Genomic DNA, 24,213 nt, shown 5'->3' on the forward strand with positions numbered 1-24,213 from the left:
GTGAGGAGGTGAGGATGATGATATTCAGTGTAGACAGCGCAAGGTCGCGGAGTCGTGGCCGCAAGCCTTCCGTCGATAAGACGAGAAGGCCGCGCGGTGACCGGCGGAACAAGGCGTTGACGACTGTGCCCTGGGCGCTGCTGGTCCTGTTGTGGCTATTCGCGGGCGTCGTTGCCATCTCGACTGCAAACAGCAACTATCGGGTGTTCGGGGATGTGGTCATCAACGCCCTGGGTTCCGGTTCCTTCGACATCATGGTGAGCGGTTCCTCTGATCCCGAATGGTCTCCTGACGTGAGTGGCACGGTGAGCTGGGAGCAAGGTAAGGATGCGCCATACGTCATCGATGTTCCTGAATCGCCGGAGCTGCTGATTCCCGGCACCGTGGTGTGGACTTCGGTAGCGGTGAAGAACGTTTCCTTTGCCTCATCGGCCGGAATCCAAGTGACACTGATGGATGCCCACCGTTCCGATCCAAGGCTGAATCTCTTCGAGCAATCGCAATTCACACTTGAATGCGATGGCGCGGTCCTGTTTTCGGATGTGCCTGGTGACGAAGCGTGGCGAATGGCGAAAAAAGGCATCGGAAGGATTCTTGCGCCTGATGATGCGGCGCTCTGTCACGTGGGCGTATCTCTTCGTCGAGAAATCCTTGACAAGGGATACGCCATACCGAGGAACGCTCGCGTCATCCCGCAACTGCTCTTCGAGGGGGTGCAACGATGACTGCCGGTCGGATTCAAGCGGATGCCTCTCGAACGATTGCATCCTCTTATGTGGTGATGATACGAAAACGCGCACTGGCGCTCGCGATTCTTGCCTGTGTTCTCGTGGGGGCTTTCGGTGTGACGGCTCGTACGTATGCATATCCGCCATCGAGCGCTCAGGCAGATCGGGTCGATGCATCCATAAATATGGGGATGCCTTTACCGGGCGAATCGATCGAATGGCTGATGTCCAGCGGCGCGGTGGGGTATCAGCAGGCCGGAATCGACTTCGAAATCCTTGATATTTCGGGTGTGGACAGCGATTTGAATCAGAGGGTGAGCATCGACCTTCTCCAAGGTGACGGCAGTGTGATCGCTACGGGCATGTCATTGCGGCAACTTGCCGACTGGTCCTTCACATGCCTCAGGCCGTCAGCCGCTGGTTGCAGCTTGAAGGCGGTGCTCCACTTGGATGCCGGTGCCGGGGATGAGATGAGGAATCGACGGCTTCATATCCGATGGATGTTCACGGTTCAAGAGGCTGCTGATGGTGAAGCGATCGAAGAGGGTCCCGTCTGGTCTCTTGCTTCGACCGGCGCTCCGTATCTCGTGTTCGTCTGGACTGCATCCTTGCTGACTGTAACAGGAGTAGCCCTCGCATCATTGCGGCGGCGAGCGTCTCGAAAGGAGGTCCGGCACAAGAACATCCCTTAGTGCAGAGCAAGCCATATGGGGTGGCAGGGCGCCACCATCCGGAGCCGAGAGCGACGAGCGGGTGGATGCCCATGCGAATCGATGATTTTCAAATGACCGATTTACCGACGACTTATTCACCATGATCCATGTATACAGAAAAGAGACAATGATGTCATTCCTAGAACGACCAGGCATGAAGCGCGGACTGCTGGCGGCGGGCGCGGTGCTGGGTATATTCACACTCATCACAGCCGCAACGCTGACGGATTTCGCAAACGTGAATCTGGGTGCCAATGGCTTCGCGCCTGCAGGCGATTACAATATTCAGGTCAGCACGTCGAAAGAGACGACACTCGGCTCGGTGGCATGGGTTGAGGGAGACACCGTGGCCGGTGTGAATATCTCGAATGATGCGGCCACGGCCTTGGCCATCCAATCCATGGAACCCGGAGACAGCGTATCCTTCGTGATCCCTGTGCGTAATGCCAGTGAGGATTGGAAGTCCACATTGAGCGTGAACTTCCATGAAGTGCAGTCAACAAGTGAGGCGGCTGAAAGCGACCCGGCAATTCTTGCGGCAAAGGATGCTTTCATCAAAGCCTTAGAGCTCTCGTACTGCATGACCGATACTCCTGCGACTGCATGCACCACTGATGTGGAATTCTCCACTGCCGTCTCGCTGACCGGTGAGAACACCAGCAGCACCCCGGTCGAACTGATCGGGAGCGCCACGCCGCTGACTGAATACGACGGATTGAACGATGCGTTGTACGCCGGTGGAACAGGTAACGCAAGCTTCGTGGTTGCCAAGGTCAAGCTGTCCACAGCTGCGAATTTGGCGAATTTCGTTGGCGGTGACGCGGATATCCAGGTGCAGTTCACCGGTGAATCGGTAGCCTGATCCTGAGGAGTTCCAGCAAATCGAACAGCGGGGGTGAGCGGAGTATGGACAGTACGGGCGGACAGAAGAAGGATGGTCTTGCGTATGCTCGTATGAGTGCCGTAGACGGCACCACCCATGCCCGCCGGATCACGCGCATATACTTCCGCTTGAGATCGGTGTTACTCACTGTGATGGCATGCATCGGTGTGCTGTCCCTGCTGTTGTTCATCGGGGCAACAGCCTTTGGCCTACGTCCGATGGTCGTCATCTCCGCATCGATGGAGCCGACCGTCGGTGTAGGCTCATTGATCCTGTCGGTCGAGACGCCTGCCGACTCCCTACTGGTGGGAGATGTCATAACGGTTCGGGCGGGGGATACCAAACATATGGTGACCCATCGAATCGTTGAATCCGGGGAGTGCAGGCAAGGACGATGCTCTTTCATATTGAAGGGTGATGCGAATATCGCGCGTGATCCGCATCAGGTCAGCATCGAGTCGGCCCCTCGTATGTGGCTGGTGCTTCCCCGCGTCGGCTACGTCATCGTGTGGATGCGAACATGGCCTGGATTGATTACCGTGGCGCTGACCCTGGTGTCTCTGCTCTTGCTGGTGGTGATCGTTCCGAGAACGGGGACACGGCAGGGTTAGCCTCCGCGTGCATGACCGTTTCCCTCTCGATATGCCGCGTCTCATCAACGAGCCCTGCAGCATGGATGAATTTGCTGCAGGGCTCGTTGGATGGAGGAGGTGGGGGGCTAGCGGGCTGTTGGCGACATCTCTGTGGTCTGCGCCGTGTTGGCGTTGTCGAGGTAGGTCCGCAAAGAGCTGTCGATGGTGTCGGAGCCCTCGTCGCTGTAACATCCGTAGCTGCTGCAGCTCGGGTCGCTGTAGTAGCTGTACTCCGAACTCGCGGCAAGCCCGATACCCCAGATCACGAATGCGATGAACATTGCGGCGAGAATGGTGAATACGGCACCCACCACGGTTCCGGCGATGGCGAGCCCATTGCCGTGTTCATGTGTTTTGCGGATTTGCACGAGTGCGATTATTGAGACGACCAGACCTGCGGGCGCGAAGAAAAAGCTGAGTACGAAACCGATGATCGCGGTGATGTTCCACGGGGTCTGTGGCTCTGCTACGACGTAATTCGGGTACGGGGCGTAACCGGGCCGTGGAGTGTACGGCTGCTGTGTGTTGGGTCCAGAGGCGCCCTGGTTGCCCAGACGTGGGTCATACTGAGCCTGTTGTGGTTGTTGCTGCGCGTATGGGTTGTTCCCGTTCGGATACTGCGGGTTCGGCTGTTGCGGGGAAAATGGGGCCTGGCCATAGCTCTGCTGCTGCGCGTATGAAGCTTGCTGCTCATAGGGCTGCTGTGCTGATCCCGATGAGTGCTGTTCCTGCGCATCGTGATCGTGCTGAGCATCGTTCTGCGGATTGCCATAGTTATCGGTCATATCTAAAAGTGTAACCGCTCGATCATTGATGTTCTCTGAGTGAAGGGCGGATAAACGCATCGGCGGTGCGGCTGCCCCAAGGATTTCGGGTGTAGCCGCACCGCCGATGCGCTCAGCCCGCACGGGCCTTGTGTGGGGATCAGTCGGTCTGTTTCCAGTTCTCGACGTCGATGTGATGCTCAGGATTGGCCTGCCATGCCTCCCATCCGGAGCGAACGATGTCTTCGACACCGTATTTCGCATGCCACCCCATCGCCTCGTTGATGCGCTTGGGCGAACCGATCAGATGCGGCGGGTCGCCTGCACGGCGTTCCCTGATCTCCTCGGTGAAGGGCAGTCCGGTCACCTTTTTGACTTCGTCGACGATCTGGCGAACCGAGGTGCCTTCTCCTGTGCCGACGTTGAATGCGTCGTACTCGCGCTCGTCATTGCCGAGGTACTTGATGGCCGCGATGTGTGCGTCTGCGAGGTCCGAGACGTGGATGTAGTCACGCACGCAGGTTCCATCGGGAGTGGGGTAGTCATCACCGAATATCGCCGGAGCCTTGCCTTGCTTCAGGCGGTCGAAAAGCATCGGGATGAGGTTCAGGATGGCGGGATCCTCAAGTTCCACCGGGCCGCAGCCTGCCACGTTGAAGTACCGCAGGGCGCAGAAACGGATGCCGAAGGCCTGCTCGCAGGCGCGTGCCATCCACTCGCCGAAGAGCTTGGTCTGGCCGTAGGGATTGATGGGAACCATCGGTACGACGTCTTCGGGCACCACGTCGACAGGGGGGACGCCGTAGGTTGCAGCGGAACTGGAGAAGACCAGTTTCTTGACGCCCGCATCCGCCATGCCCTGCAGCACGTTAAGCATGCCATTGACGTTCTGCTGGTAGTACCACAGCGGTTTCGCGACCGATTCGCCGACCTGTTTGCGCGCCGCGAAGTGGATCACCGCATCGACCTGATGCTCCTCAAGTATCTGGGCGATGATCTTGTCCGAACCGGGGGCGGAAATATCCGCACCGTACAGGCGTGAACCCTCGATGCGGGTGGGCTTGCCGTAGCTGAGATCGTCGATGACGATGACTTCCTCGCCTGCTTCGTGAAGTGCATGTACGACATGCGCGCCGATGTATCCGCATCCTCCTGTTACGAGAACTGTCATATCTGGCCTTCCTTCATGTGAGCGAAGGCGAACGAGAAAAGAACAAGCTCTGTTCGCTTCTGCTCGAATATGTTATCTTTTTAACAGTTTAAGTATATCACATGAACAAGATTGAACATTTGAATTACCGATATACTCTTGTACCGACAGCGGCATACGACGGTGGGCATGCCGCACGGATATTGAATACAAGAATACTGAAGCACGATGAGTCAGCCAAAGCAGGAGCATATATGACCTCAACAGTCCAACGGCCTTCCGATGACCGGCTGCCCGAAGAGCGCGGCTTTGAAGAGCATGGCCCTGAAGCCGGGGATTCCACTGCCGCTGCGGGCGCCGCGTTGCTGGCCGGGGGCGCCATCGCGGGAATGGATATCGCCGGAATGAGTATCGCCGGGCAGGTATCTGCCGACCAGACGGGTGAAGGTCCTTCTTCCGGCGCTGGGGAGGATGACGGTCCCCGGTCAGCGAGGCACCGACCGGTGCTTTCCTTCGTGCGGCGCTCGGGACGTCTGGATAAGCGCCTGCAGAAGGCATGGGACGCATATGCGGATAGCTACCTGCTGCCGCTCAACGACGGGGAGAACTCCTTGTCAGTAAGCGACGATCTGCTTTTCAACGACGCCACCATCGAAAGGTACTGGGGGAATACCCGTCCGCTCGTGGTCGAGGTGGGGACAGGACAGGGCGAGAACATCGTGGCGGCGGCCCTTGCCCACCCGGAACTCAATTTCCTCGCTCTGGAGGTTTATGATCCGGGCATCGCACATACGATGCTGCTTGCAGGCAAGCAGGGGCTCGACAATATACGCATCGGACAGCTGAACGCGCCGGAGCTTTTCGCCTGTGCGGCTGAGGGGAGCATAGCGGAGGTCTGGACCTTCTTCCCTGATCCCTGGCCGAAGATGAAGCATCATAAGCGCCGTATCATTCAGGAGTCCTTCGCGCGTTCGATAAGCAAGGCGCTTGTCGAGGACGGGGTGTGGAGGATAGCCACCGACATCGAGGATTATGCCTTGCATGTGCATGAGGTGCTTGATCCCTTGGACTGTCTGGAGAATGTGGGGGATCTGTCCGTTTCCCTGCCCGTGGAGCATGTCGGCAAGGGCACGGCCGATCAGGCGGCGGGTCTGCCGCATCGGGACTTCCGTGAGTCGGAACGCTTCGAAGGGCGTGTGCTGACCAACTTCGAGCAGAAGGGGATAGCGGCTGGCAGGGTGATCCATGATTTCACCTATCGCAAGGTGCGAGCATCGTAAGGCTGGTCTTCTAAGCATCTGGCTGTTGCGCGCATGCGCGCCGATCGCTTCGTGGAGCCGCGTGCAGGGGAGTTGGAATGCAGTATTTCCAAGCATTTCAATGCCCTTGTGCCCGGCTCGATGAGATAATCCGGGCGGCCTGCGCCATGCGAGACTCACCGGTTTGCCCAAGTTGCGGATATCGCGTATTATGAACTCGCTTGCCCCCGTCGTCTAACGGTTAGGACATCAGACTTTCACTCTGACAACGAGAGTTCGACTCTCTCCGGGGGTACCACCTGAGATCCATCTGGCTTCACGAAATACCGTGGTCGCGTATCGGCGACCGCGGTATTTTTCGTTCCAGCGCCCATTCTCGACAACAGCAGCTCGATCTGCTTCATCAACGGGTCAGCCATCAACGCTGCCAGGCTCGTGCCGAGCACGGCCGCCGTTATCGCCAAATCCTGTCAGTACCTTGCATCCGGACGTCCACGGTGATGCTGTAATGCTTCAGGTTATCGAAGGCGGCACTGGCATGAGGCAGGAAGCTTGTGTCGATTATGATGTGATGGTTTCAGGAACAGAGCATCGCATACCGAAAGTTGATGGCATCACTCAATCGGACAACTGCCAAAACAGGTGGAAAACGGGTGGAAACAGCGGCCGGCGGTGTGATTGGCTACATGGACTGAATCCTGTCCGCCTTGTGAACTGCCTGCCGCGGTAGTGAAATCGTGCGTTTATTGCTGGGTATGGGGGATCCCCGATCGTTTTTGGATGCGGTCGGGGATCCTGGTGTGTTTGTTGGGTGTGGTGTCAGTCGGTCATGCGCTTGCGTTTGTATGCCATGAGCGCCGTGCCTGCGGCGGCGAGTATGGCGAACATGCCGAGTACGCCGGATACGCCGGCTCCCGTGGTCGCCAGGTTCTTGCCCGCGGGTTTCTTCGTGCCGGTTTCACCGCTACCCGCAGGCCTCCCGTCACCGGAGAAAGCATACGGGTCCTTGCCAACCTCGTCGGTACGCTGCCATTGCGCGTACAACGTGACATCCTCGGTGACCGGCCAGGAGAAATCGTACGGGCCTCTGCCGGCCTCGTCGGCACGCCATCCCAGGAACGTGTACCCCGATCTCACGGGATCGGCGGGCCTGTCGGCCTTCTCGCCGTCCTTCACGCTCACCGGTGCCACGGCGGAGCCGCCACGCGAATCGAACGTCACCGTATGGGATGTGGTGGGAACCGGCGCATCCGCATCGAAGGGCTGTGTGAAGGTCACGTCGAACGGGGCGTCCTTGAGCAATCCCGTGGTGATCTTCGTGGAGGCGACCACACTGATCTCGCCCTTGCCTGACAGGCCCTGCCATGAGACCTTGCCTGCGGCCGCGTCGTACACGCCCGACACGGGATCCACCGTGGTGGGCGCCACGAACGAACCATCGACACTCTTCGCCGTGGACACCGACACCGAGGAACCACCCACCCCAGGCAACACCACACGCTGACCCGAAGCAGACAAAGACAGAAGCTTTGGTAAAGCGGCCAGCGAGCTGAGGTCATGGACCTGGTTATTGTTCATGGAAAGCGTCTGCAGCGTTTGTATCCTACTCACCGGCGATATATCCCTGACTGTATTGTTGTCGAGGATCAAGTTGTTCAGCGCTGGCACATCAGTCAGGGATGCAACATCGCTTATCTGATTATTGGCGGCAACTAAGAACTCCAGATGGTTCAACCCGTTGAGAGGGCTCAGATCCTTCACCTGATTATTCATAACATTAAGAGCCCTGAGATCCGTAATACCTGATAACGGCGAGAGATCGGAGATCTGACTATACCCAGCGTCAAGTTCGTCGAGTTTGGACAGACCCTTCAGAGGTGTCAGATCCTTAACTTCGGTTTCGCTTAGGCTTAAGACCGTGAGATTCGTGAGTCCAGACAGTGGCGTGATGTCACTAATCGGATTCGACCCCACCTCCAATTGCTCGAGCTGAGTCAACCCCTTAAGAGGGGTCAGATCGCTCACCTCATTGATGTTGAGATTCACGTCTTTTACATTGGTGAGCACCTGTATGCCGGTAAGATCTTTAATGCCCGCATCGTTCAAGTCATACAATGACGTGATACTGTCAGCTTTGTCTTGGGTGAAGGTGTCTCCCACACTTGCACGCACCTTCGTCGCGATCTTCGCGGCGAGGTTCTGGTCGGGGAAGCACTGGCTGATGGTGCTCGCTCCGATGGTGCACTCGTCCGCAGCTGATGCCGCCGGCACCACCAGCCCCGATACCACCAGCGACAACCCGGTGACAAGACCGACGGCCATGCCACGCGCCCCACGCGTTCTTACTCTCTTCATAATGTTCCCCCCCCTCTAAAAGGACATATCAACCCTATCGGAAATCCGGGGAACAACCCAACCCACCAGATGTGGACACCTGCCACACGGAGCGATCTCTATACCACGGCGGCGATGATCGGCACCGGTGTCGCGGTTTCCTCATTCCGGTTGTTGCCGACGGTCCGTGCGATTCGCGCACGCTGCCAGGGGCGTGGGTGTTGCCAAGGGCGGTGCGGGCCGCTGGCCTGCACGAGGTGGAGGTACCCCAGAGGTGCTGGGTACGAGGAGCGAAAGGTGAGTGTGACCTTGCTATGAGGATGCCGTCAGCGTCCCGATCCGCAACAAGCAACGTGAAGGAAGCAACCATTTGTCGTCGCTCCAGGCGGTTGTGTGTGACGCGATCATCAAGGCATGAATACTGTTGATTATTCGACGATTTTGTTATTGACTTTCGGCCGTTTCGCGATCTTCGTCTGCATGGGTATCCGGGGGGCGTTCCGTATAACTGTGTCTTCTAGATTCGTGCAGATTGATTGCCCGCGGCGTTGTTGACGGCCACAAACAGCGATGGGATGTTGGATAGGGCGCCGATGATACCCGCCGCGATGCTTAGCCACCCCAATCCGGTCCCGAATCCGTTCCAACCTTGGGGTGGTCCGACGCGTCCTGCTGCATATGCCAGCAGGATGAATGACAACGCGATGAGGATCTGCCGGAGCGTCAGGAGATGATCCGCGTCGAAAGTCCGGATGGATCGGGTTCTGATGTATGTGTATGCGCCGGTGATTCTCAACAGAGCGGAACTGGCCAGCAGTATCACGATGCATGTCACGATGCTGAACCACGACCATCCGTAGGCGAGCCAGAATCCGACCACCAGCATCAGGATGGCCTGGATGGTGGTGACGAGGATACCTCTGATCGCCAAGCGCCGAGGATTCATCCCGTCGGAGGGAGATGGTGTCTGCTCTTCACTGCTCTCTTGCTGTGCAACGACCATACAGTCAACCCTACTCCGCGTTTCGGGGAAGGTATAAAGGCTGCGTCTTCGAGTGCACCGATGCATGCGAGGGAGGTAGAGGAATATCATGAGATTATTCAGCAGCATCAAAAGAATGATGATTGCATTGACCGCTGTGATTCTCGATTCCGTTGTAAGTATCAACATAGCAAAGGCATCCGAGGGATCGCAGGATACGAGTGGAACCAGTTCCGTCGTCTTGCCGAGCAGTAATTCAGTATTCGCTCGGTTATGCCATGAATGCCACGAACCAGTCCATCACCCGGTGTTGAAGCTGAGGTCCGGTTACACGTTGGACCCTACGTCCAATGGGCTGATTCCGGTCAAAGATACGGCCTGAAACCAGTGCGTTCAGGCTCACGGGATCAGCGCAGAAATCGCGGGAACGTTGGTGGATTGCTCGATCACGGTGTCCGTGGGTTGCAGTGAAGATGCCATCACCGGTGGTGCGATCGGCCACGTGGGCGGCATCGTGTCCGCCTTGTGGGCCTGCCGTTTGCAGTATTACACTCAATGAGTTGTCTCGAAAATAATCAACGAGAGGTGTTGCGAGATGCGGAAGAGTTGGGTTCTGGCTTATAGTGGCGTTCTGTCAGCTCTGGCGGTGGTTATCATCATGGCTTCCATCTCCATACTCACTGCCGGCTATGACTACAAGATCCAGATGATTGTTCTCCTGTCGGCCATACTCAGCCTGCTGTTCTCATTGGCTACTTTTGCTTATCTGCGCCATACGACAACAGTCAACAAGTAACATTGTGCCCCTGTGGTCAGAGCGCGACAGCGCGAGTCTGACCGGCGGACGACAAGTCCGTCCCAGCTTTCAGCCTATCCGCGAGATCACCAACGTACCGTGAACCGGGGAGAGAAAACACAGACAGCAAAGCTGCTCACCCGGTGTGTGGCAAGGTGAAATCCCCTCAATGGTCGGGTAATGGACGATATGGGTAAAGGAGGATGCGATGGATGAGCGAACACGTCGGAGCTTGGTTGTTCGTGATGGTATGCATTCCGCCGAGCTGAAGGCGGGCGCGTCACTGAAGCTTATCGTCATGATGCGCAGGATTATATTGATGGCCTCATCGATGAGGATGGGCTGATTCACCGTACTCGCGTTCGGTATGGGCTGGAAACAGCATGAATGATGTACAGGTATTGACCTGTATCTGATCCCCGGCACCAGTGTGCTACGCAGCCGAGTCAACGCCCATAGTGAGTAGACGTTAGCTGATGCGGAGCATGATTGGGCCACGTTCCGAGTCCTGTAATTGCAAAAGACACTATTTACCGCCACAGGGCAGTCACATAGTTGCAGTGGGATGATAGGTCTGATGGTTCCCGTTCCCGGGACTTCTCCAAAAGAAATCCCGACGATTGACGTAATCAGAGCCCTTATTCGCGGTCGAGCCAAACACCTGATTGACCTTTACCGTATTATTGCCGGCGTTGATGGTGTGACTCAATCCTGCGGTGACCTTGACATCACTGTTCTTCGAAGCCGATCCACTCTCGTTAGACGCAGTGCGAACATATGGTGCCGCGTGAGATGTGGACTTGTTAAGTCCGAATGCTTCCGCGATCTGATCACCTAGATCTACTTCTATGGATCCGGTATAGTCCCTGCTCGTAGCGTCAGCCAACGAGTAGTAGCTCCGATAGGCGGATGCCGCCGGGGTGGTTTCTTTCGCGCTTCCAACCGTGGAGTCGCTTGCCTGTGCCGCTTGTGCAGTTGAAGCAGTGCCGGCCGCCACTGCCGTAGTGGGAATCTAGGAAAGGAACAGAGCTATTACCTTTTCAGCGATTACTCTTTTTCGTGCTGGATTCATTCGAGCGTGCGTATGCGACGCCGAGAACGACTCCTCCAACGATCCCCAGGGAGATGTCTACGCGCTGCGGGAACATATCCAGTCGATTCCCCAGGAGTGATGAATACAGGCTCGCGAGTATATAAACGAGCAGCGCTCCGAAACAGACAACCTTAAGCCAGAAGGCGGTTCTTTTAGACATACGGATATCCACGATGAGGGGAATCGCATAGGCGAGGAGAAACATATAAAACACCAGGAACAGAATGTTTAAATACAGGTAGTCCCCGAACCAGAAATGTTCTCTGAATAGATCATCCGTGTAATGATGTTCCCACCACTGAGCAAGCGCCAGGGCAATAACTGAGAAAATGGGGAAGAACCCAAGCATATGAATTTTCTTAAAATGGGCCACACCAACCCCCTCCGTGCGATGCGCTGTTCGGATAGCACCAGCAGACTCTAACTTCGTGACAATTCACAAATTCATGGGAATGCGCATTTCTCGGCAGTACCCTATCCCATTGTCGGAAACATTACCCTCTGCGCTCCCGTCCGGGACCCAACTGGCTGAAGAGGGTACAATTCCTGAAAACCAATGACAGGAACAAGCACTGCAGGGAACCGTCACCTCCTCTATGTCGACATGCTGAATACCGAATCATTGACATCCTTTTGTAAAGAGGAACATTCCCCACTTTTTATCACGATGAAGCCTCTTACCGTTTTACGCGATTCCGTAGCTCAGTAACCCGGCTCGTTTATTATGGTCAAAGGTGTGCAGAAAGCCGCGTCTTTCACAGTCAATTGAAGCGGTGTGAGCGGAAGATATATCAAAGGGTTCAGTAATCGTCGCGCCCTGAAGATCAAGCTTCATGTTTTCCTAGTGATCGAAGCTGCGGCGAACGCGAAGAGTAATACAGACAGCTGCAAGAGTACCGAGACGCCTGGCAAGAAGAGCGCGCCGAGTGGGGCATGACCGGTAATGGCGGTGGTTCAAGTGGTGGAAATAGTGGAACAATCTCTTACGGTCCAAGCCCTTTCCCGTCGTGGAAGTGTGTCGCATTTGCAGACATATGAATCAGCCGACGCGCTTTGTGTATACGAAACAGAGCAAGGCCGTTTCTACGTGATGAAAGGCCAGCAGGGCGAAACATGCTCCTTCGCCTTCACCGAGGAGATGCTGGTCATATTGGACCGGTTACGCACACCGGCCAGCCTGGACGATCTGCACAAGGCGGCACCCGATCTGTCCATGAAAACACTTCGCGCAACCGTTCAGGACCTGGTCGGCATCGGCATCGTCCATGAGACCAACGAACACGTAAGGACCGTCGACTGCGCCATCCTCGGTGTGGGCTCGATCGGCAGCCACATATTCACCCAGCTCTCGCAGCTGCCCATAAACTCACTGACGATTATCGACGATGACATAGTCGAGGCCGATAACACGAACAGACAGTGTTTCACACGGGCCGAGATAGGCGTCCCAAAGGTGCAGGCCTTGGCGGCTAGGCGCACTGCGGTAGGCACCATTCGCGCTCTGCAATGCAGGGTGGGTTCCGCGGACGAGATGGCAAGGATCGCCGTCGAAGGCAACTGCAACCTACTTATACAGGCGGCTGATTATCCCTCCGCCGGAGAAACCGCCCATTACATATGGCAGGCCGCTGATTCCGTCAATGTCCCGTACATCACGATCCCCGGGTATATCGGCGGCTTGGTTGGATTCTCCGAATTCTACTATCCACGGAAAACGTATAACCACGGGTTCAACAGGCACCCGATCACCCACGAGCCGTTGTTTCAACACACTCTGGGAAAAATACCTTACAGAATGTGCAGCATCCTGGGTAGCCTGGTCGCGCAGCAGGTCGATGACTATCGGCACCACTTGGTACCGATTGGATACGGTGAGCGTGGTCATTTTGACAGTGGCCGATGAGAATGGGACACTGAGCGCGAAGTGCCGAGAGCCGATGCCGAACCCTAGCCCGAGCCGAGCAAGGGGAACGTCAGAAAACAATTAACCACAACGCCGGATACCCCGGCAATGGGGAAGACGATTGACAGTGATCAGGATACCGCGTGCCAAAGCGGTCTTATTTCTAGTATTGAGTGCATTGCTGGCGGCCGCCGTGGTCGGAGATTCCTTCGTTATCCAGGCAATTATCAGCAGCGTCGAAGCCTCTGATTGGCGGCGCTTCGGAATCATCTCAACGTTCGCTGTCCTGTACGCCATTATGCATGGACTGTTGTACCTATGGCAGAACATCTACGCAGAGCGTCTGTCGAACGCTGTCACGGCACAGATGCGCGACACCTTGTTCGGACGTATCGAACGGATGCCTTTGCAGGACGCGGCCGATACTTCGGCGGATCTGTATTTCTCGACATTGACCACACAGTTGGACAGCATTAAACGAGATCTGGTCGACGTGGTGCTCTGGGAACATACCTGATGATGCAGCTGCTGTTCTCGGTCATCGCGGTCCTCGCCATCAACCCTATGCTCGGCGGTGTCGCTCTGCTCCTGTGTATCCCGATGTCATTGGTGCCGGTGATCTCCAAACGCTTCGTGATTAGAGCGCGAAACACCGTGACCGAAAACGTTGATGAACTCAACACAGTGACCGGAGACCTGCTGCATGGCATCGTCGACTGGAGGCTTACGGGAAAGGAACGGGATGTTCATCACCGTTTCGCCTTGCTCAACAAGAAGTGGCTGAAAGCAGCGGACCACGACGCGACGGTCCAGAAAAAAGCCGATTCCGCGAACAACTTCATGACGAACATACTGATCTTCGGCGTATGGATCGTCGGAGGGCTGCTCATCATGCGTGGAAACATGAGCGTCGCTCAGGTCGTTGCCTTCTTCAGCCTCGTAGGCAACATATCAGTTCCCCTCTTCTACACATCGGGATTGTTTGCACAGTTCAACGGAGGCCGCGCAGTGCTGGCAAAGGTGAACGGCACCATAGAAGATACGCCTCAACAAGACCGAGAACTTGAATCGGATGCAGCCGAGCCAGTCAAGGACATTCAAGGAATCGATACCATCATCTACCGTGACGTGAGCTTCCATACCGAGAAGAATGCTGGACGCCGGCCAGTGAACCTGCAGATGGATACCAGTAAACGGTATCTGATCGTCGGTCCTAGCGGTGCAGGAAAATCCTCACTGGTACGCCCGCTCTTCAGCCTGGATACCGATTACACAGGAAGTATCCTGGTGAATGGGACGGATATAAAGGACCCGGCGCTTGGCGCCCTAGGACAGAGCATCGGCCTGTTGTCGCAGTCAAGCCACATATTCCACGCTTCAATCAGAGAAAACGTCCGACTGATGGATGAGGGAGTCGACGACCGGACGATACTCGAGGCATGCCAAGCGGCCTCCATAGATGAGTGGGTCGGCAAACGCGGATTGGATTACGTGATCGATGATGATCTCCGTACACTTTCCGGAGGCGAGAGGCAACGCATACTGCTGGCGCGGCTCCTGGTGAGGGGACGAAGGTTCTGCGTATTCGACGAGCTCACCACTGGTTTGGACCATCGCACAGCTCAGCAAGTGGAGCAAACCATATTTGACACCATTCCGGGCTTCATATATATAACACACAGACTCAACGAAACCGTCCTCACCAACAGCGACACGATCGTGGTCATAGAAGACATGCAGATCAAAGCCCAAGGTAACTATGATCAGGTGCGGCACGCACTCCTTGATTCCGGCCTGCTCGAACCTGCGAACCCTGCCAAAGCAGTCGGTAATCCCGTCTAAGGCAGCCGCCCTCATGGACACGGGTCATGACTCGCTTTCCGCAACGTGGGCATTCGACCGTGATGGAAAAGCACAGGGAGATCAGGACCGAATCCCAAAAGATAACGGCATCGTCAACAACCACACACGGAAATGACGTCCGACACTGCCATCGGAAGCGGCGACGATCGGCTGCGCAATCATGGATACCCCGACAAGGCAGCGCTGAGAAAGGATATTGCGAATTAAACGTGAATCCAAAACACAAGGTCCACCAGTCCTCGACCCACTCACGATCCATGCCCCGGTACGACGAGCGGTGCCATGTGCGGCTCTGCGTGTGAGAAGTCAGCCCGCAACCCCACCGGTCTACCACACGCCCGACAGAATGCCGCTGAAGAATGTGAGGCTCCGGTGGCGTGTGACACCCAGAGTCGGGGTTGGTGACGCCGAATCCTCATCATCCCCGTACTCCAACACGTATGAGTCCGACTGATGGTCGGCATCGACACCCGCGCCACGATGGACATGGACACCACCATCACGGAACGGCAGATGGACACCGACACGATTGTTGACATGTTCACTGTGATACCACGAACACTGGCGGAAGACGATGTCGCCTTCTCCCTGAACGGCATCGGGGAGATTTAGGACGAGGCTGACTATCCCGGATATCGAGTGAAACTCGATGCCCACCTCCGACAAAGCCGGCAGACTCTGCACGTCCGTGTCACCACCGCGAAGGAACCAGCACGATCTTCGCTAAAGCGAGGGAAGCCATCGGACGACTATCCACCGCTCTGATCATCATGCAGCGTGGAAGCGCTAACGGAATCACAGCAGCCACGCCAACGATCTCGATTGGACCAACTCAATAACAGCACTAACCGCACTCAACAGCAGAATATGGGTCTGACAGGTACAGACGCCGACATTGCCGCGAGTCCGCTTGTGGTCCATTGGACCACAAGCGCAATGAACGCAGAGCGGAAAACCTATATGCCCATCGAAGGGCCCGGTGCGTCGGGGGGTTCAATGCCCTGAATCGGCACACTCCAGGCACCAGGTCCGTGAATACCTGAACCATCAGTGACGGCCCTGGGCGCAGGACCGTCACCGCGCATGTGATCGGATGGTGGGACATCTTCTGAGGGGCGGATCAGGTGGGATGTGATCTCCCGGTCATCCCAGAAGCGTTTCAGGTGAACGTTCACGGTCGGGTGGGCCGCGATACGCTCAGCGACGGCAGTAGCATCCCATTGATCCGCGTACGAATACCGAATCCTGCCAGGTGCGAGCTCCTCCACCAGTGCCCGATACGCGTCACGCTCAGAAAGCAGCAGATCGACCAGGAAAACAGGCTCCTCGGGGAAACGACGCAAGCCACGCGTATAGAGGTTATGATGCTCGTCGCGCAACAACACAGGGATACTGTCAAGACGAAGCAGCTCCTTGAACATCACCAGCCGCCCGACACGGCCATTGCCGTCAGAGAACGGATGAGTGGTCTCGAACATCCAATGGGCCCTGGCGATCTCGAAGGGATCGTCACGGAGATCCGCGTACAACCCCAACACCTCACGCATCGCCGTCGGCACATCATTCGGCAGGACCGTATGAATGCCCTCCAACTGGCTGATCACGTTCGGCAGCAGCTTGTATCCGCCCACATTCCTGTCGGGATCACGCTCTTGGCTAGTGCCGCGCTTGAGCAGGCCATGCAAAGTGAACAACAGCGCGTCATCCACCGGATCATCGACATGATCCAGCATCCAATCAAACACGCGGAAATGATTCGTGGTCTCCGCCACGTCATCGGCACGAATCTCGTCATCGGTACTTGACGGCAGCACGGCACCGGTATCGAACAACTGCGCCGTCTGCTCAGCGGAAAGCGTCGACCCCTCCATATGGTTGGAATTCCAGGCGAACATGACCTGGGTGTTGTAATACAAGCCATGATCCACTCGTTGGTCGCGCTCCAAACGCAGCCAGTCAACCAACCTGACCCTATCCATCCGACACCTCCAAACACGTTCGGGCACCATACACGACAACAGCCAACCAATCCCGTAGCGCCCATACTAACAATCCGGAACACGGAAAACCGAACATGTGGCCCATTGGATCACAAGTGCTAACAACGATCCACAGATGCGGGTGCGCCACCCCTGTGATACACGGCAGACAATCGGCATGCACCCGCTAATGCACCTAACCTATCTTCGCGAGAGTGCCACACAACTCATCCACAAATCTCTCGAGTCTGCGGATCTCATCCTCGGTCTCTCTGACCACGGCCCTCAACAATTCCGGGTCGCACGACGACGGAACGAAATCAAAGGCCAGGAGATTCACCACCTTCTTCTGATGATCAGGCACCACGCGCTGATAATGCTTCACCGCTACGGACACGGAACGATGCCCCATGCCATTCATCACCTCACGCACCGTGCCGCCCTTAATCATCATCAATGTCGCATGAGAGGCCCTCAGACTATGAAAAACGATGTCCTGACGACCAAGACGTGCCCGCGCCCTCCTGAACTGCGCCTGAATCGTGGTAGGGGGGATGATGCCATTCGCACACCGCTTGGCTGGAAACAGCATGCCTTTCGGACGCCCGCCGGAACAAAACTCTTGGATATGGCCACGGACCAACGACACCAACACTTTGGTGATCTCGCACACCTTCATGTCCTTGAAAAACGGCAGGAAATGAGAAATATAATTCCGAAGATTTCTCAACGAATTACCGCGAAGCCGGGAGCCGTCCGCTTTCTGGTAACCCTTCACAAAACGATCCACAAACTCACCGAAACGAATCCCCGATGCCTTCGAATCAAGATCACGCCGGGTCGGATGCACCCACTCAACGATATGCTTCTGATGCTGAACCACCAGATAATGCTCTTCCTCAAGCCATAACCGAGCCTGCGTCTCGAAATCAGGTTTGAACTGACGCTGAACCTTGAGCTTCGGATTGATCGGATTCGTGTACCGAGCCTGCCAAGCAATGACATTCCCATCACGATCCCTGCGACACAACACCGTGCCCCACTGCCTTTTCCGAACCTGTTTCACACCAGTTTCCGTACCTCACCCACCTTTCAAAAAGTGCACCGATATATGCACTTTAAGAAAAAGCGATCAAAATTAATACAGTGTGACCAAACAAAATCAGCACGACAACAGAAACGGACGGAAGAAGCAAAAGATCAAAGCAATCTGAACAGAGACAGGACCCGGACCGTCGCAAACGAACTCAACTCCTGAGGAACGTTCGACTCTCTCGTAGGGTACCATTCAGGTCGTTGCAATTGCAGCGGTTTACATATTTCCACTCAGTGATTCCTTATAGATGAAAGCCATCAGAAAGTATCTGTTATTCCCAGTCTGGATAGCGGGAATGCTCATCGCTGGAGCCGATTTCATTGGATCGCATTGCTGTGAAACTGAGGTAGCTTCTGCCGCACTTCGTCACTCTGTGGGGCTCAGTGGCATCGTCGCGGAAATATCTGAGGAGAGTGTGGCTGATGAGCGTCATCGGTCCGGCTTTTCAATCGAACGTGTGTATCTACATCGTCACTTCGCGCATGGGCGTTGTGATATTTCGTGATGAAGCCCTTTTCCTCCGACAATTCTGATACGAGAGGCACGAATTGTGTCTGTGCATGTTGACTGGCTTCTCTATCTCCCGTTCGACTCGCCGGGCTGGTAATCGGGCAATTGTTGCATCTGCTCTCTTTTCCGAGGCGCTAACTTTGGCTCTTCTGCGATGTTTTATGTGAGTGTCAGTTGCCTGCTCCGGCTTTGGTGAATTCAATATCGGGTAGTTGGAACACGCTAACAATGGTTTATCAGGCTGATGCAGGTTGAAGCGGGGGAGCTTGAACATAAAACCATGCAGCTTACTAAGCGGAATTACGAACTGCAGGAAATGCCAGCAATCAAAAAACTAATAGAATTTGGTTTTTCAAAAAAACAATGTTAACGTTGCGTGTCTCAAAAATTGGTATCGAATTGAAAGGGGACGCCAAGTTGAAGAGAACAATTATGAAAAAGCGGGGGGGGGGGGGGCATTCCTCAGCTCCTCTGCCGTCGCTGTAATAGGAACCGCGGCTCTGCTGCTCTCCGTCGCAAGTGTGGGAAACTTTGCTACTCGTGCCGAGGCTGCGGAAACAGTTGAAGCAACCCAGGGGTGGAATCCATACAATATTTCCATTCCTACAACGACCGAAAAGGTCTCGACCTACTACCAGATTGCGACACGAACTGGATCCGATGCCACGCAGCTGTATAAGGCTACTTTTGACAATGGCTCATACAAGCAAACAGCGGTTGGCTCACCAGTTTCATTTACTTATAACGGCATAGCCATCGATCCTCAAACGAGCGCGATGTATGCGGCCGTCGTCAAAGCTCCTTCCGGGGCAAAGGACTCTGCTGGCAATCCCGTACAAACCGATGATTTCCTCTATGTCAACCGTACCAACGGCAAGATTTACGACATGGGTACTCCAACGGGGATGACCCATACCGAGAGCTTTGGTGGATTCAATGTTGCAGGTGCCTCCAATGGGAAGCTGTATATGACGAACAGCGGTACCACGAGCTCGGCTGGACGCCAACAGCTATGGACCGTAGATCTCTCTACAGGCACAGCCACTTCTACAAATCTGACCGCTGGCATCGTAATGTCTTCCGACTGGACGTACGAAAACGGCTTCCTCTGGGGACGTGCAGACGCCAATGGCGATTTGTTGCGGGTAAACCCCAGCAATGGGCAAATCAAGAGTTTCACTCTGCCTTCCAATATGCCTTCGGGCGGTAACCAGGGAGGTGTGTTCACCTTCGGTAATGGCAATCTCGGTCTCGTCCTCAATCACGGCGTGACTGTGCAGCTCTCGATTGGTAATCCTGAAAACCCACAGCCTAAGGTCATAGCGACTTACAAAACCGCACCTGGTGCAGGCACGGATGGTGCAAGTCTGATTGTCGGTCCTGTTGATCTGTCGATTCAGAAGACGGCTGATGCGGTTACCGTGTCGCCGGAAGGACTGGTGACCTGGACACTGAAAATCACCAACGAGAGTGATATTCCGAGCTCGGGCTGGGTTGTTAAGGACGATGTCCCTGAAGGATACACCGATGTGAAGGTGGTCGACGGATCCGGCACGGTGGAAGGCAACCAGGTGGTGTTCACAGGTGGGCAGCTTGATCCACACGAAAGTGTACAGGTGAAGCTCAGTGCCAAGGCTCCGAATACGACTATTGAAGAATGCATGGTCAACACCGCCGATGTCAATGGCAACGAAGATGACCCGAATCCTGATAACGATTCCGACAACGCAAAGACTTGCGATGAGCCAGGAACCGTTGTATGGAAAAAAACAGACGAGCAAAAGAAAGCGCTCGCAGGTTCTTCATGGAAACTCAGCGGGCCCAATGGATACAGTTTGTCGATCACAGATAATGATGTGAACGATACTGACAAATCTGATGGTGTGTTCAATGTTAAGGGTCTTCAGTGGGGGGCATACACATTGAAGGAAACGAAGGCGCCGGTTGGTCATTTCATCGATCAGACCGAGCATGCTTTCACCGTAAAAGCTGACACCTTGACGATTGATTTGGATGACATCATTAACAATACGATGAAACCAGGTCTTAAAGTGGTGAAAACTTCTGAACCGACTTCTGGATCGACAGTGAAGCCAGGGCAAACGGTAACGTATAAGATCAAGGCCACTAATACGGGTAACACGGTGTTGGATCCGGCCGAAGTAAAGGACGACCTGTCCGGTGTATTCGATAACGCTACATATATCGATGGTTCGGCCAAATCAACTGCCGGGAAGGCTCCCTCCGTCAACGTTTCGGAGAACAACCTTTCGTGGTCCGGCAGGATCGAAAAAGGCGAATCAGTCACGCTTAGCTATCAGGTGAAGGTGAATGAGAATGCATCCGATGGAGCCAAATTGGCAAATTTGGTGATCGCCTCAGGCACGAATCCTGATAACCCAGACACTCCGGTTCCTTCAAATTGCACTGCAGATACCGCCAAGAGCGACCCGGATTGCAATACTGTCAATCCGATCGTGAATCCTCCGAGTGGGCCATCAGTACATACTGGCGGGACCGTGACAAAAGCGGATGACGATGGTTATCTCATTGCAGGCGGACTCGCGGTTCTCGGTTTAATTGGCACTGGCGTTGCTGTAACGCTTCTGCTTAAACGCCGTTCCTCTGAACAGCTCTGAATCGCACCTTCGTTGATGCAGTAGTTTATTCTTGGTCGTCAGGAAATTCCCCTTCAGTGTTTCCTGGCGGCCAATTCAATGCTTTGATTGTTGTAAAGGTTGTGATGTGGCTATGCCTATTGCAATCAGGTTAGGGGTTCAATGTCCGGCTCACGCAGAAACCAAAAACTGTTACCTGCTTTACTGTTGGTCGTATCGATCGCCGTATGTGTCATAGGGGTGTATATCTTCTGGTCACGGATGGATTACAACGATGAGCAGCCCAAAGATATGGAGGGCAATGCTGTCTCGATAGAAGACGGTGATTTACCTCATGGCAGTGAGCTTAAAAGCATGAAAGTTACCGAGGATAATGGCACCCGACTTGTTGTGCCTTCTGTCGGTTTGAATGTGGGAATCGGTGCATTGTCGGAGGTCGCAGGACAAATAACACCTCCAGGTTTCACCAACGCCTACATCGTGCGTAACCGTGGTGCCGGTGAATTGTCTAAGGCAAATCAGCAGACCTTGTTTGTCGTGACCCATTCTGTCAACTGGGGAAAAGCCCCGGGGAACTATCTTATCGATGTAAGCGATGGTAAACCTGCGGTTCACATTGGAGCGCAGATAGAGATTGGAGCGTTGAAATACAAAGTGACCGAGACCGAGACCGTGCTGAAAGAGGATTTGGGAAGTACCTCCTCTGTTTGGGAAAATACCCCCGGTCGTCTTGTGCTGATTACTTGTCTGCAACGAGAACAGGGTAGGTCTCTAAAGAATGTTGTCATTATGGCACAAATGGAAAACAAACAGTAACGAATGCTCCATTGACAATCAACGTGTGGTTTATCATGTTTCCAATGTCCTATAGTGAACCACTTGTTTCTTTGCTTTTCGTCTGATGAGAGAGAACGATGGCAGAGAATTGCTTCTTCCTAACTCAATCTAGGCGATGCCAATCGTCCTCTGGGGGCACTGCTGGTTGGTTTTCAACATTTCTGTTCTATATATGAATCGGATCTTTCGCGTATATTCGCCGCTGCCCACGGACTTGAACCGCCTGATTCTTGGTGTTTGCAATAGATACAGGTCGTCGCCTGATAACGGGTATTCCCGCGATCAGGCGACGACCTGTATCGAAGCACGAAAGGCTGTGCGCCTTTATTCCCGTATCCCTATCAGAAGGCGGCTGCCAGATAGGATATGCCGGAGACCATGAAGTAGGTTCCGACCAGGAATGCAAGCGTGAGTGCCGAGGACACCGGGTTGAAGAGCAGGATGACGCCCAGGATGATGCCCAGGATGTTCATCACGATGTCGAACCAGTAGTAGCTGGTGGCATTCGTGCGGTAGACGCTCGAAACGGCAAGCTCAAAGATGGAATCCAGAATGAACCAGATGGCGAACAGATAGGGGAGCGCGACGATTCCGACATTCGCGTTGAACAGCAGAAACACGCCAAGCAGGATATCCAGAATGCCCAGTACCAGAATGTACATGTTCTTGCTTCCGGTGAAGCTGTCGAGCTTCCTTCTGAACACCAACTCCGATATGCCTTTGACTATCGCCAGAATCGCGAATCCATAGACGAGCGCCACCAGGTTGCTTGCAGGGTTGCTGAATGAGATCAGGGATGTGACGATAAACAGTATCCCCACGACGAGGTAGTCCCAATTGATTTTTGCTTTCATATGTATCCTTCTTCTCAGGTCGAATACTTCGCTTTCCAGTCTACGCATATACGCCAAATCGGTGGTATCGGCACATGAAGCACAGCCGTCGCGATCCCATCGATAGACATGCATGGGTCGTCATGCGCCGGCATGGATCCTGCCGCTTCGGTCTGTCCTGTCGTACTAGCCTATTTCCGGCAGAGCCACAGGTGAGAGCAGGGGAGCGTCGGACTGGGGCAGCAGCGCATTGGTGATGCAATGCCTTTCGATGGCCTGCATCGCCTGGTCGAGTGGCACGCTGAGATGCCCGTTCTCACCCATCCACTCAGTGTAGGAGCGGACCATATCAAGGTTCGCTGTGCCCCAGCGGCCATCCGCGTCATACCAGGAGGGCAGCACGGCATCCAGCGAGGCGGCGAGTACGTCCGGGTCGATATGACACAGCGCAGGCTGCAGTGCAGCGATTGCCGCCGCTTTGTCCTCCCGAACCATCCGGTACCCCTGCTCGGTCGCAGCAAGGAAGCTGCGTATCATTTCGGGATTGCGATCGAGGAACTCCCTGCGCACGCAGACATAGTAGGAGTGGTGGGGAGCCACATCGATGGAGTCGAAGGGAAGCGTCACCACCTGGTCGAAAGGCTGAGATCCTTGGTATGGCTCCCACCATGCCACATTGATGAAGGCGTCGAATTTGCCACGTTCCACCGAACGGATATCCGGTTCCCACTCGCCGGGGTCCAGAGCTATGACTTTGGAGAAATCCCCTCCATCCTTGGTGACCGCCTGCTCCAATTCCGTGTAGAGACGCTTGACCCCCATGGGAATGCAGACCCGCTTGCCTTCCAGATCACGGAAACGTGTGATGCCGGTTGAGGTGTTGGTGATGATGCCGCCGATCTGGCACTGGTTCATTACCGCCACGGAAATAAGCGATGCCTCCTCATGCTGGTGGAACAGCAGCTGGTTGAGCCTGAGCAAAGCGATGTCGCACTCGCCTCGGGCAAGCAGATAGGCCGGATCGCCACGGAAGAAATCACCACTGGTGAACTCTGGGTCGATGCCTTGCTGCCGGTACAGTCCGCGTTGCCTGGCGAGGTACATGCCGGCATGGTTGGTCCAGGGATGCACGTATTCGAGTCGTACATTCAGCATGATGAACTCCTTCATATTGCTCATAGTTGTTTGGACGGTTCCGATATGAAACCGCTGTGGACAGTGTGTTTCTTCGGCTGCTTTC

At 55.0% G+C, this 24,213-nt stretch carries 22 protein-coding genes, 1 tRNA gene and 1 pseudogene; 15 read left to right on the forward strand and 9 right to left on the reverse strand.

Annotated features, from left to right (window positions below):
* Positions 1 to 14 precede the first annotated feature (14 nt).
* From BPSY_RS05665 to BPSY_RS05680, 4 genes are all read left to right on the forward strand, one after another.
* Positions 15 to 725, forward strand: coding sequence for a hypothetical protein (locus BPSY_RS05665; protein ID WP_034886682.1), 711 nt, complete (start codon positions 15 to 17; stop codon positions 723 to 725).
* Positions 726 to 913: 188 nt separating this feature from the next.
* Positions 914 to 1,420: a hypothetical protein gene (locus BPSY_RS05670; protein ID WP_152596772.1), complete on the forward strand. Its 507-nt coding sequence runs from the start codon at positions 914 to 916 to the stop codon at positions 1,418 to 1,420.
* A gap of 175 nt (positions 1,421 to 1,595) precedes the next feature.
* Positions 1,596 to 2,303: a hypothetical protein gene (locus BPSY_RS05675; protein ID WP_033494873.1), complete on the forward strand. Its 708-nt coding sequence runs from the start codon at positions 1,596 to 1,598 to the stop codon at positions 2,301 to 2,303.
* A gap of 44 nt (positions 2,304 to 2,347) precedes the next feature.
* Entirely contained in the window at positions 2,348 to 2,935 is a 588-nt protein-coding gene (locus BPSY_RS05680; protein ID WP_033494875.1) for a signal peptidase I, read from the forward strand.
* Between the two features lie 107 nt (positions 2,936 to 3,042).
* Here the strand turns inward: BPSY_RS05680 and BPSY_RS11015 are convergent, their stop codons facing one another.
* Together BPSY_RS11015 and galE are read right to left on the reverse strand one after the other, a co-directional pair.
* On the reverse strand, positions 3,043 to 3,741 hold the full coding sequence (locus BPSY_RS11015) for a DUF4190 domain-containing protein (protein WP_051921746.1): 699 nt from the start codon (positions 3,739 to 3,741) through the stop codon (positions 3,043 to 3,045).
* Between the two features lie 139 nt (positions 3,742 to 3,880).
* Positions 3,881 to 4,891, reverse strand: a complete 1,011-nt coding sequence (gene galE, locus BPSY_RS05690) for a UDP-glucose 4-epimerase GalE (protein WP_033494877.1) — start codon at positions 4,889 to 4,891, stop codon at positions 3,881 to 3,883.
* Between the two features lie 383 nt (positions 4,892 to 5,274).
* On the opposite strand from galE, the gene trmB reads away from it, so the two are divergent.
* On the forward strand, positions 5,275 to 6,150 hold the full coding sequence (gene trmB, locus BPSY_RS05695) for a tRNA (guanosine(46)-N7)-methyltransferase TrmB (RefSeq protein ID WP_415926601.1): 876 nt from the start codon (positions 5,275 to 5,277) through the stop codon (positions 6,148 to 6,150).
* 202 nt (positions 6,151 to 6,352) lie between these two features.
* A tRNA-Glu gene (locus BPSY_RS05700) sits at positions 6,353 to 6,427 on the forward strand.
* A 521-nt stretch (positions 6,428 to 6,948) separates the two neighbouring features.
* On the opposite strand, the gene BPSY_RS05705 is transcribed toward BPSY_RS05700, so the two are convergent.
* The gene (locus BPSY_RS05705) at positions 6,949 to 8,484 is read right to left on the reverse strand and encodes a leucine-rich repeat domain-containing protein (RefSeq protein ID WP_081884271.1); all 1,536 of its coding nucleotides are present in this window, start codon (positions 8,482 to 8,484) and stop codon (positions 6,949 to 6,951) included.
* 496 nt (positions 8,485 to 8,980) lie between these two features.
* Positions 8,981 to 9,466 (reverse strand): hypothetical protein, encoded by a 486-nt coding sequence (locus tag BPSY_RS05710; RefSeq protein WP_033494881.1) that lies wholly within the window; start codon positions 9,464 to 9,466, stop codon positions 8,981 to 8,983.
* Positions 9,467 to 10,040: 574 nt separating this feature from the next.
* Between BPSY_RS05710 and BPSY_RS05715 the strand changes: the two genes are divergently transcribed.
* From BPSY_RS05715 to BPSY_RS11940, 3 genes and pseudogenes are all read left to right on the forward strand, one after another.
* Positions 10,041 to 10,241 carry a hypothetical protein gene (locus tag BPSY_RS05715; RefSeq protein WP_033494883.1) on the forward strand — a complete coding sequence of 67 codons (201 nt, stop codon included), beginning with the start codon at positions 10,041 to 10,043 and terminating at the stop codon, positions 10,239 to 10,241.
* Between the two features lie 208 nt (positions 10,242 to 10,449).
* Positions 10,450 to 10,587, forward strand: a complete 138-nt coding sequence (locus BPSY_RS11695) for a hypothetical protein (protein ID WP_238556814.1) — start codon at positions 10,450 to 10,452, stop codon at positions 10,585 to 10,587.
* A pseudogene (locus BPSY_RS11940) lies at positions 10,551 to 10,628 on the forward strand (hypothetical protein); the annotation flags it as partial. The gene BPSY_RS11695 and the pseudogene BPSY_RS11940, both read left to right, overlap by 37 nt.
* Positions 10,629 to 11,281: 653 nt before the next feature.
* On the opposite strand, the gene BPSY_RS11020 reads toward BPSY_RS11940, so the two are convergent.
* Complete coding sequence (locus BPSY_RS11020) at positions 11,282 to 11,707, reverse strand: hypothetical protein (RefSeq protein WP_051921747.1); 426 nt, start codon at positions 11,705 to 11,707, stop codon at positions 11,282 to 11,284.
* Positions 11,708 to 12,358: 651 nt separating this feature from the next.
* On the opposite strand from BPSY_RS11020, the gene BPSY_RS05725 reads away from it, so the two are divergent.
* The 4 genes from BPSY_RS05725 to BPSY_RS11620 all read left to right on the forward strand — a co-directional run bounded on the left by BPSY_RS05725 (position 12,359) and on the right by BPSY_RS11620 (position 15,712).
* Positions 12,359 to 13,237 (forward strand): ThiF family adenylyltransferase, encoded by an 879-nt coding sequence (locus tag BPSY_RS05725; protein ID WP_157809781.1) that lies wholly within the window; start codon positions 12,359 to 12,361, stop codon positions 13,235 to 13,237.
* 169 nt (positions 13,238 to 13,406) lie between these two features.
* Positions 13,407 to 13,754 carry an ABC transporter ATP-binding protein gene (locus BPSY_RS05730; RefSeq protein WP_033494887.1) on the forward strand — a complete coding sequence of 116 codons (348 nt, stop codon included), beginning with the start codon at positions 13,407 to 13,409 and terminating at the stop codon, positions 13,752 to 13,754.
* Entirely contained in the window at positions 13,754 to 15,079 is a 1,326-nt protein-coding gene (locus BPSY_RS05735; protein ID WP_033494889.1) for an ATP-binding cassette domain-containing protein, read from the forward strand. Before BPSY_RS05730 ends, BPSY_RS05735 begins: the two co-directional genes overlap by 1 nt.
* Positions 15,080 to 15,553: 474 nt before the next feature.
* Positions 15,554 to 15,712: a hypothetical protein gene (locus BPSY_RS11620; protein ID WP_156099246.1), complete on the forward strand. Its 159-nt coding sequence runs from the start codon at positions 15,554 to 15,556 to the stop codon at positions 15,710 to 15,712.
* 344 nt (positions 15,713 to 16,056) lie between these two features.
* Here the strand turns inward: BPSY_RS11620 and BPSY_RS05740 are convergent, their stop codons facing one another.
* Both BPSY_RS05740 and BPSY_RS05745 read right to left on the reverse strand, forming a co-directional pair.
* Positions 16,057 to 17,079, reverse strand: coding sequence for a Fic family protein (locus tag BPSY_RS05740; RefSeq protein ID WP_081884273.1), 1,023 nt, complete (start codon positions 17,077 to 17,079; stop codon positions 16,057 to 16,059).
* 196 nt (positions 17,080 to 17,275) lie between these two features.
* Positions 17,276 to 17,962, reverse strand: a complete 687-nt coding sequence (locus BPSY_RS05745; protein WP_152596774.1) for a tyrosine-type recombinase/integrase — start codon at positions 17,960 to 17,962, stop codon at positions 17,276 to 17,278.
* Between the two features lie 1,067 nt (positions 17,963 to 19,029).
* On the opposite strand from BPSY_RS05745, the gene BPSY_RS05750 reads away from it, so the two are divergent.
* Positions 19,030 to 21,324, forward strand: a complete 2,295-nt coding sequence (locus BPSY_RS05750) for a DUF6923 family protein (protein ID WP_156099247.1) — start codon at positions 19,030 to 19,032, stop codon at positions 21,322 to 21,324.
* Between the two features lie 141 nt (positions 21,325 to 21,465).
* Entirely contained in the window at positions 21,466 to 22,119 is a 654-nt protein-coding gene (locus BPSY_RS05755; protein WP_051921748.1) for a class F sortase, read from the forward strand.
* Positions 22,120 to 22,481: 362 nt separating this feature from the next.
* On the opposite strand, the gene BPSY_RS05760 is transcribed toward BPSY_RS05755, so the two are convergent.
* Positions 22,482 to 22,994: an HdeD family acid-resistance protein gene (locus tag BPSY_RS05760; protein WP_033495153.1), complete on the reverse strand. Its 513-nt coding sequence runs from the start codon at positions 22,992 to 22,994 to the stop codon at positions 22,482 to 22,484.
* A gap of 165 nt (positions 22,995 to 23,159) precedes the next feature.
* Positions 23,160 to 24,128: an ABC transporter substrate-binding protein gene (locus tag BPSY_RS05765; RefSeq protein ID WP_051921809.1), complete on the reverse strand. Its 969-nt coding sequence runs from the start codon at positions 24,126 to 24,128 to the stop codon at positions 23,160 to 23,162.
* Positions 24,129 to 24,213: the final 85 nt, after the last annotated feature.

Source organism: Bifidobacterium psychraerophilum, from assembly GCF_000741705.1.
Classification (GTDB): domain Bacteria; phylum Actinomycetota; class Actinomycetes; order Actinomycetales; family Bifidobacteriaceae; genus Bombiscardovia; species Bombiscardovia psychraerophila.

Bases quoted from the DNA above. Each gene is read 5' to 3' on its own strand.
- BPSY_RS05665 (WP_034886682.1), top strand. From the start codon at position 15: ATGATGATATTCAGTGTAGACAGCGCAAGGTCGCGGAGTCGTGGCCGC.
- BPSY_RS05670 (WP_152596772.1), top strand. From the start codon at position 914: ATGGGGATGCCTTTACCGGGCGAATCGATCGAATGGCTGATGTCCAGC.
- BPSY_RS05675 (WP_033494873.1), top strand. From the start codon at position 1,596: ATGAAGCGCGGACTGCTGGCGGCGGGCGCGGTGCTGGGTATATTCACA.
- BPSY_RS05680 (WP_033494875.1), top strand. From the start codon at position 2,348: ATGGACAGTACGGGCGGACAGAAGAAGGATGGTCTTGCGTATGCTCGT.
- BPSY_RS11015 (WP_051921746.1), bottom strand. From the start codon at position 3,741: ATGACCGATAACTATGGCAATCCGCAGAACGATGCTCAGCACGATCAC.
- galE (WP_033494877.1), bottom strand. From the start codon at position 4,891: ATGACAGTTCTCGTAACAGGAGGATGCGGATACATCGGCGCGCATGTC.
- trmB (WP_415926601.1), top strand. From the start codon at position 5,275: ATGAGTATCGCCGGGCAGGTATCTGCCGACCAGACGGGTGAAGGTCCT.
- BPSY_RS05705 (WP_081884271.1), bottom strand. From the start codon at position 8,484: ATGAAGAGAGTAAGAACGCGTGGGGCGCGTGGCATGGCCGTCGGTCTT.
- BPSY_RS05710 (WP_033494881.1), bottom strand. From the start codon at position 9,466: ATGGTCGTTGCACAGCAAGAGAGCAGTGAAGAGCAGACACCATCTCCC.
- BPSY_RS05715 (WP_033494883.1), top strand. From the start codon at position 10,041: ATGCGGAAGAGTTGGGTTCTGGCTTATAGTGGCGTTCTGTCAGCTCTG.
- BPSY_RS11695 (WP_238556814.1), top strand. From the start codon at position 10,450: ATGGATGAGCGAACACGTCGGAGCTTGGTTGTTCGTGATGGTATGCAT.
- BPSY_RS05735 (WP_033494889.1), top strand. From the start codon at position 13,754: ATGATGCAGCTGCTGTTCTCGGTCATCGCGGTCCTCGCCATCAACCCT.
- BPSY_RS11620 (WP_156099246.1), top strand. From the start codon at position 15,554: ATGGTCGGCATCGACACCCGCGCCACGATGGACATGGACACCACCATC.
- BPSY_RS05740 (WP_081884273.1), bottom strand. From the start codon at position 17,079: ATGGATAGGGTCAGGTTGGTTGACTGGCTGCGTTTGGAGCGCGACCAA.
- BPSY_RS05755 (WP_051921748.1), top strand. From the start codon at position 21,466: ATGTCCGGCTCACGCAGAAACCAAAAACTGTTACCTGCTTTACTGTTG.
- BPSY_RS05760 (WP_033495153.1), bottom strand. From the start codon at position 22,994: ATGAAAGCAAAAATCAATTGGGACTACCTCGTCGTGGGGATACTGTTT.
- BPSY_RS05765 (WP_051921809.1), bottom strand. From the start codon at position 24,128: ATGCTGAATGTACGACTCGAATACGTGCATCCCTGGACCAACCATGCC.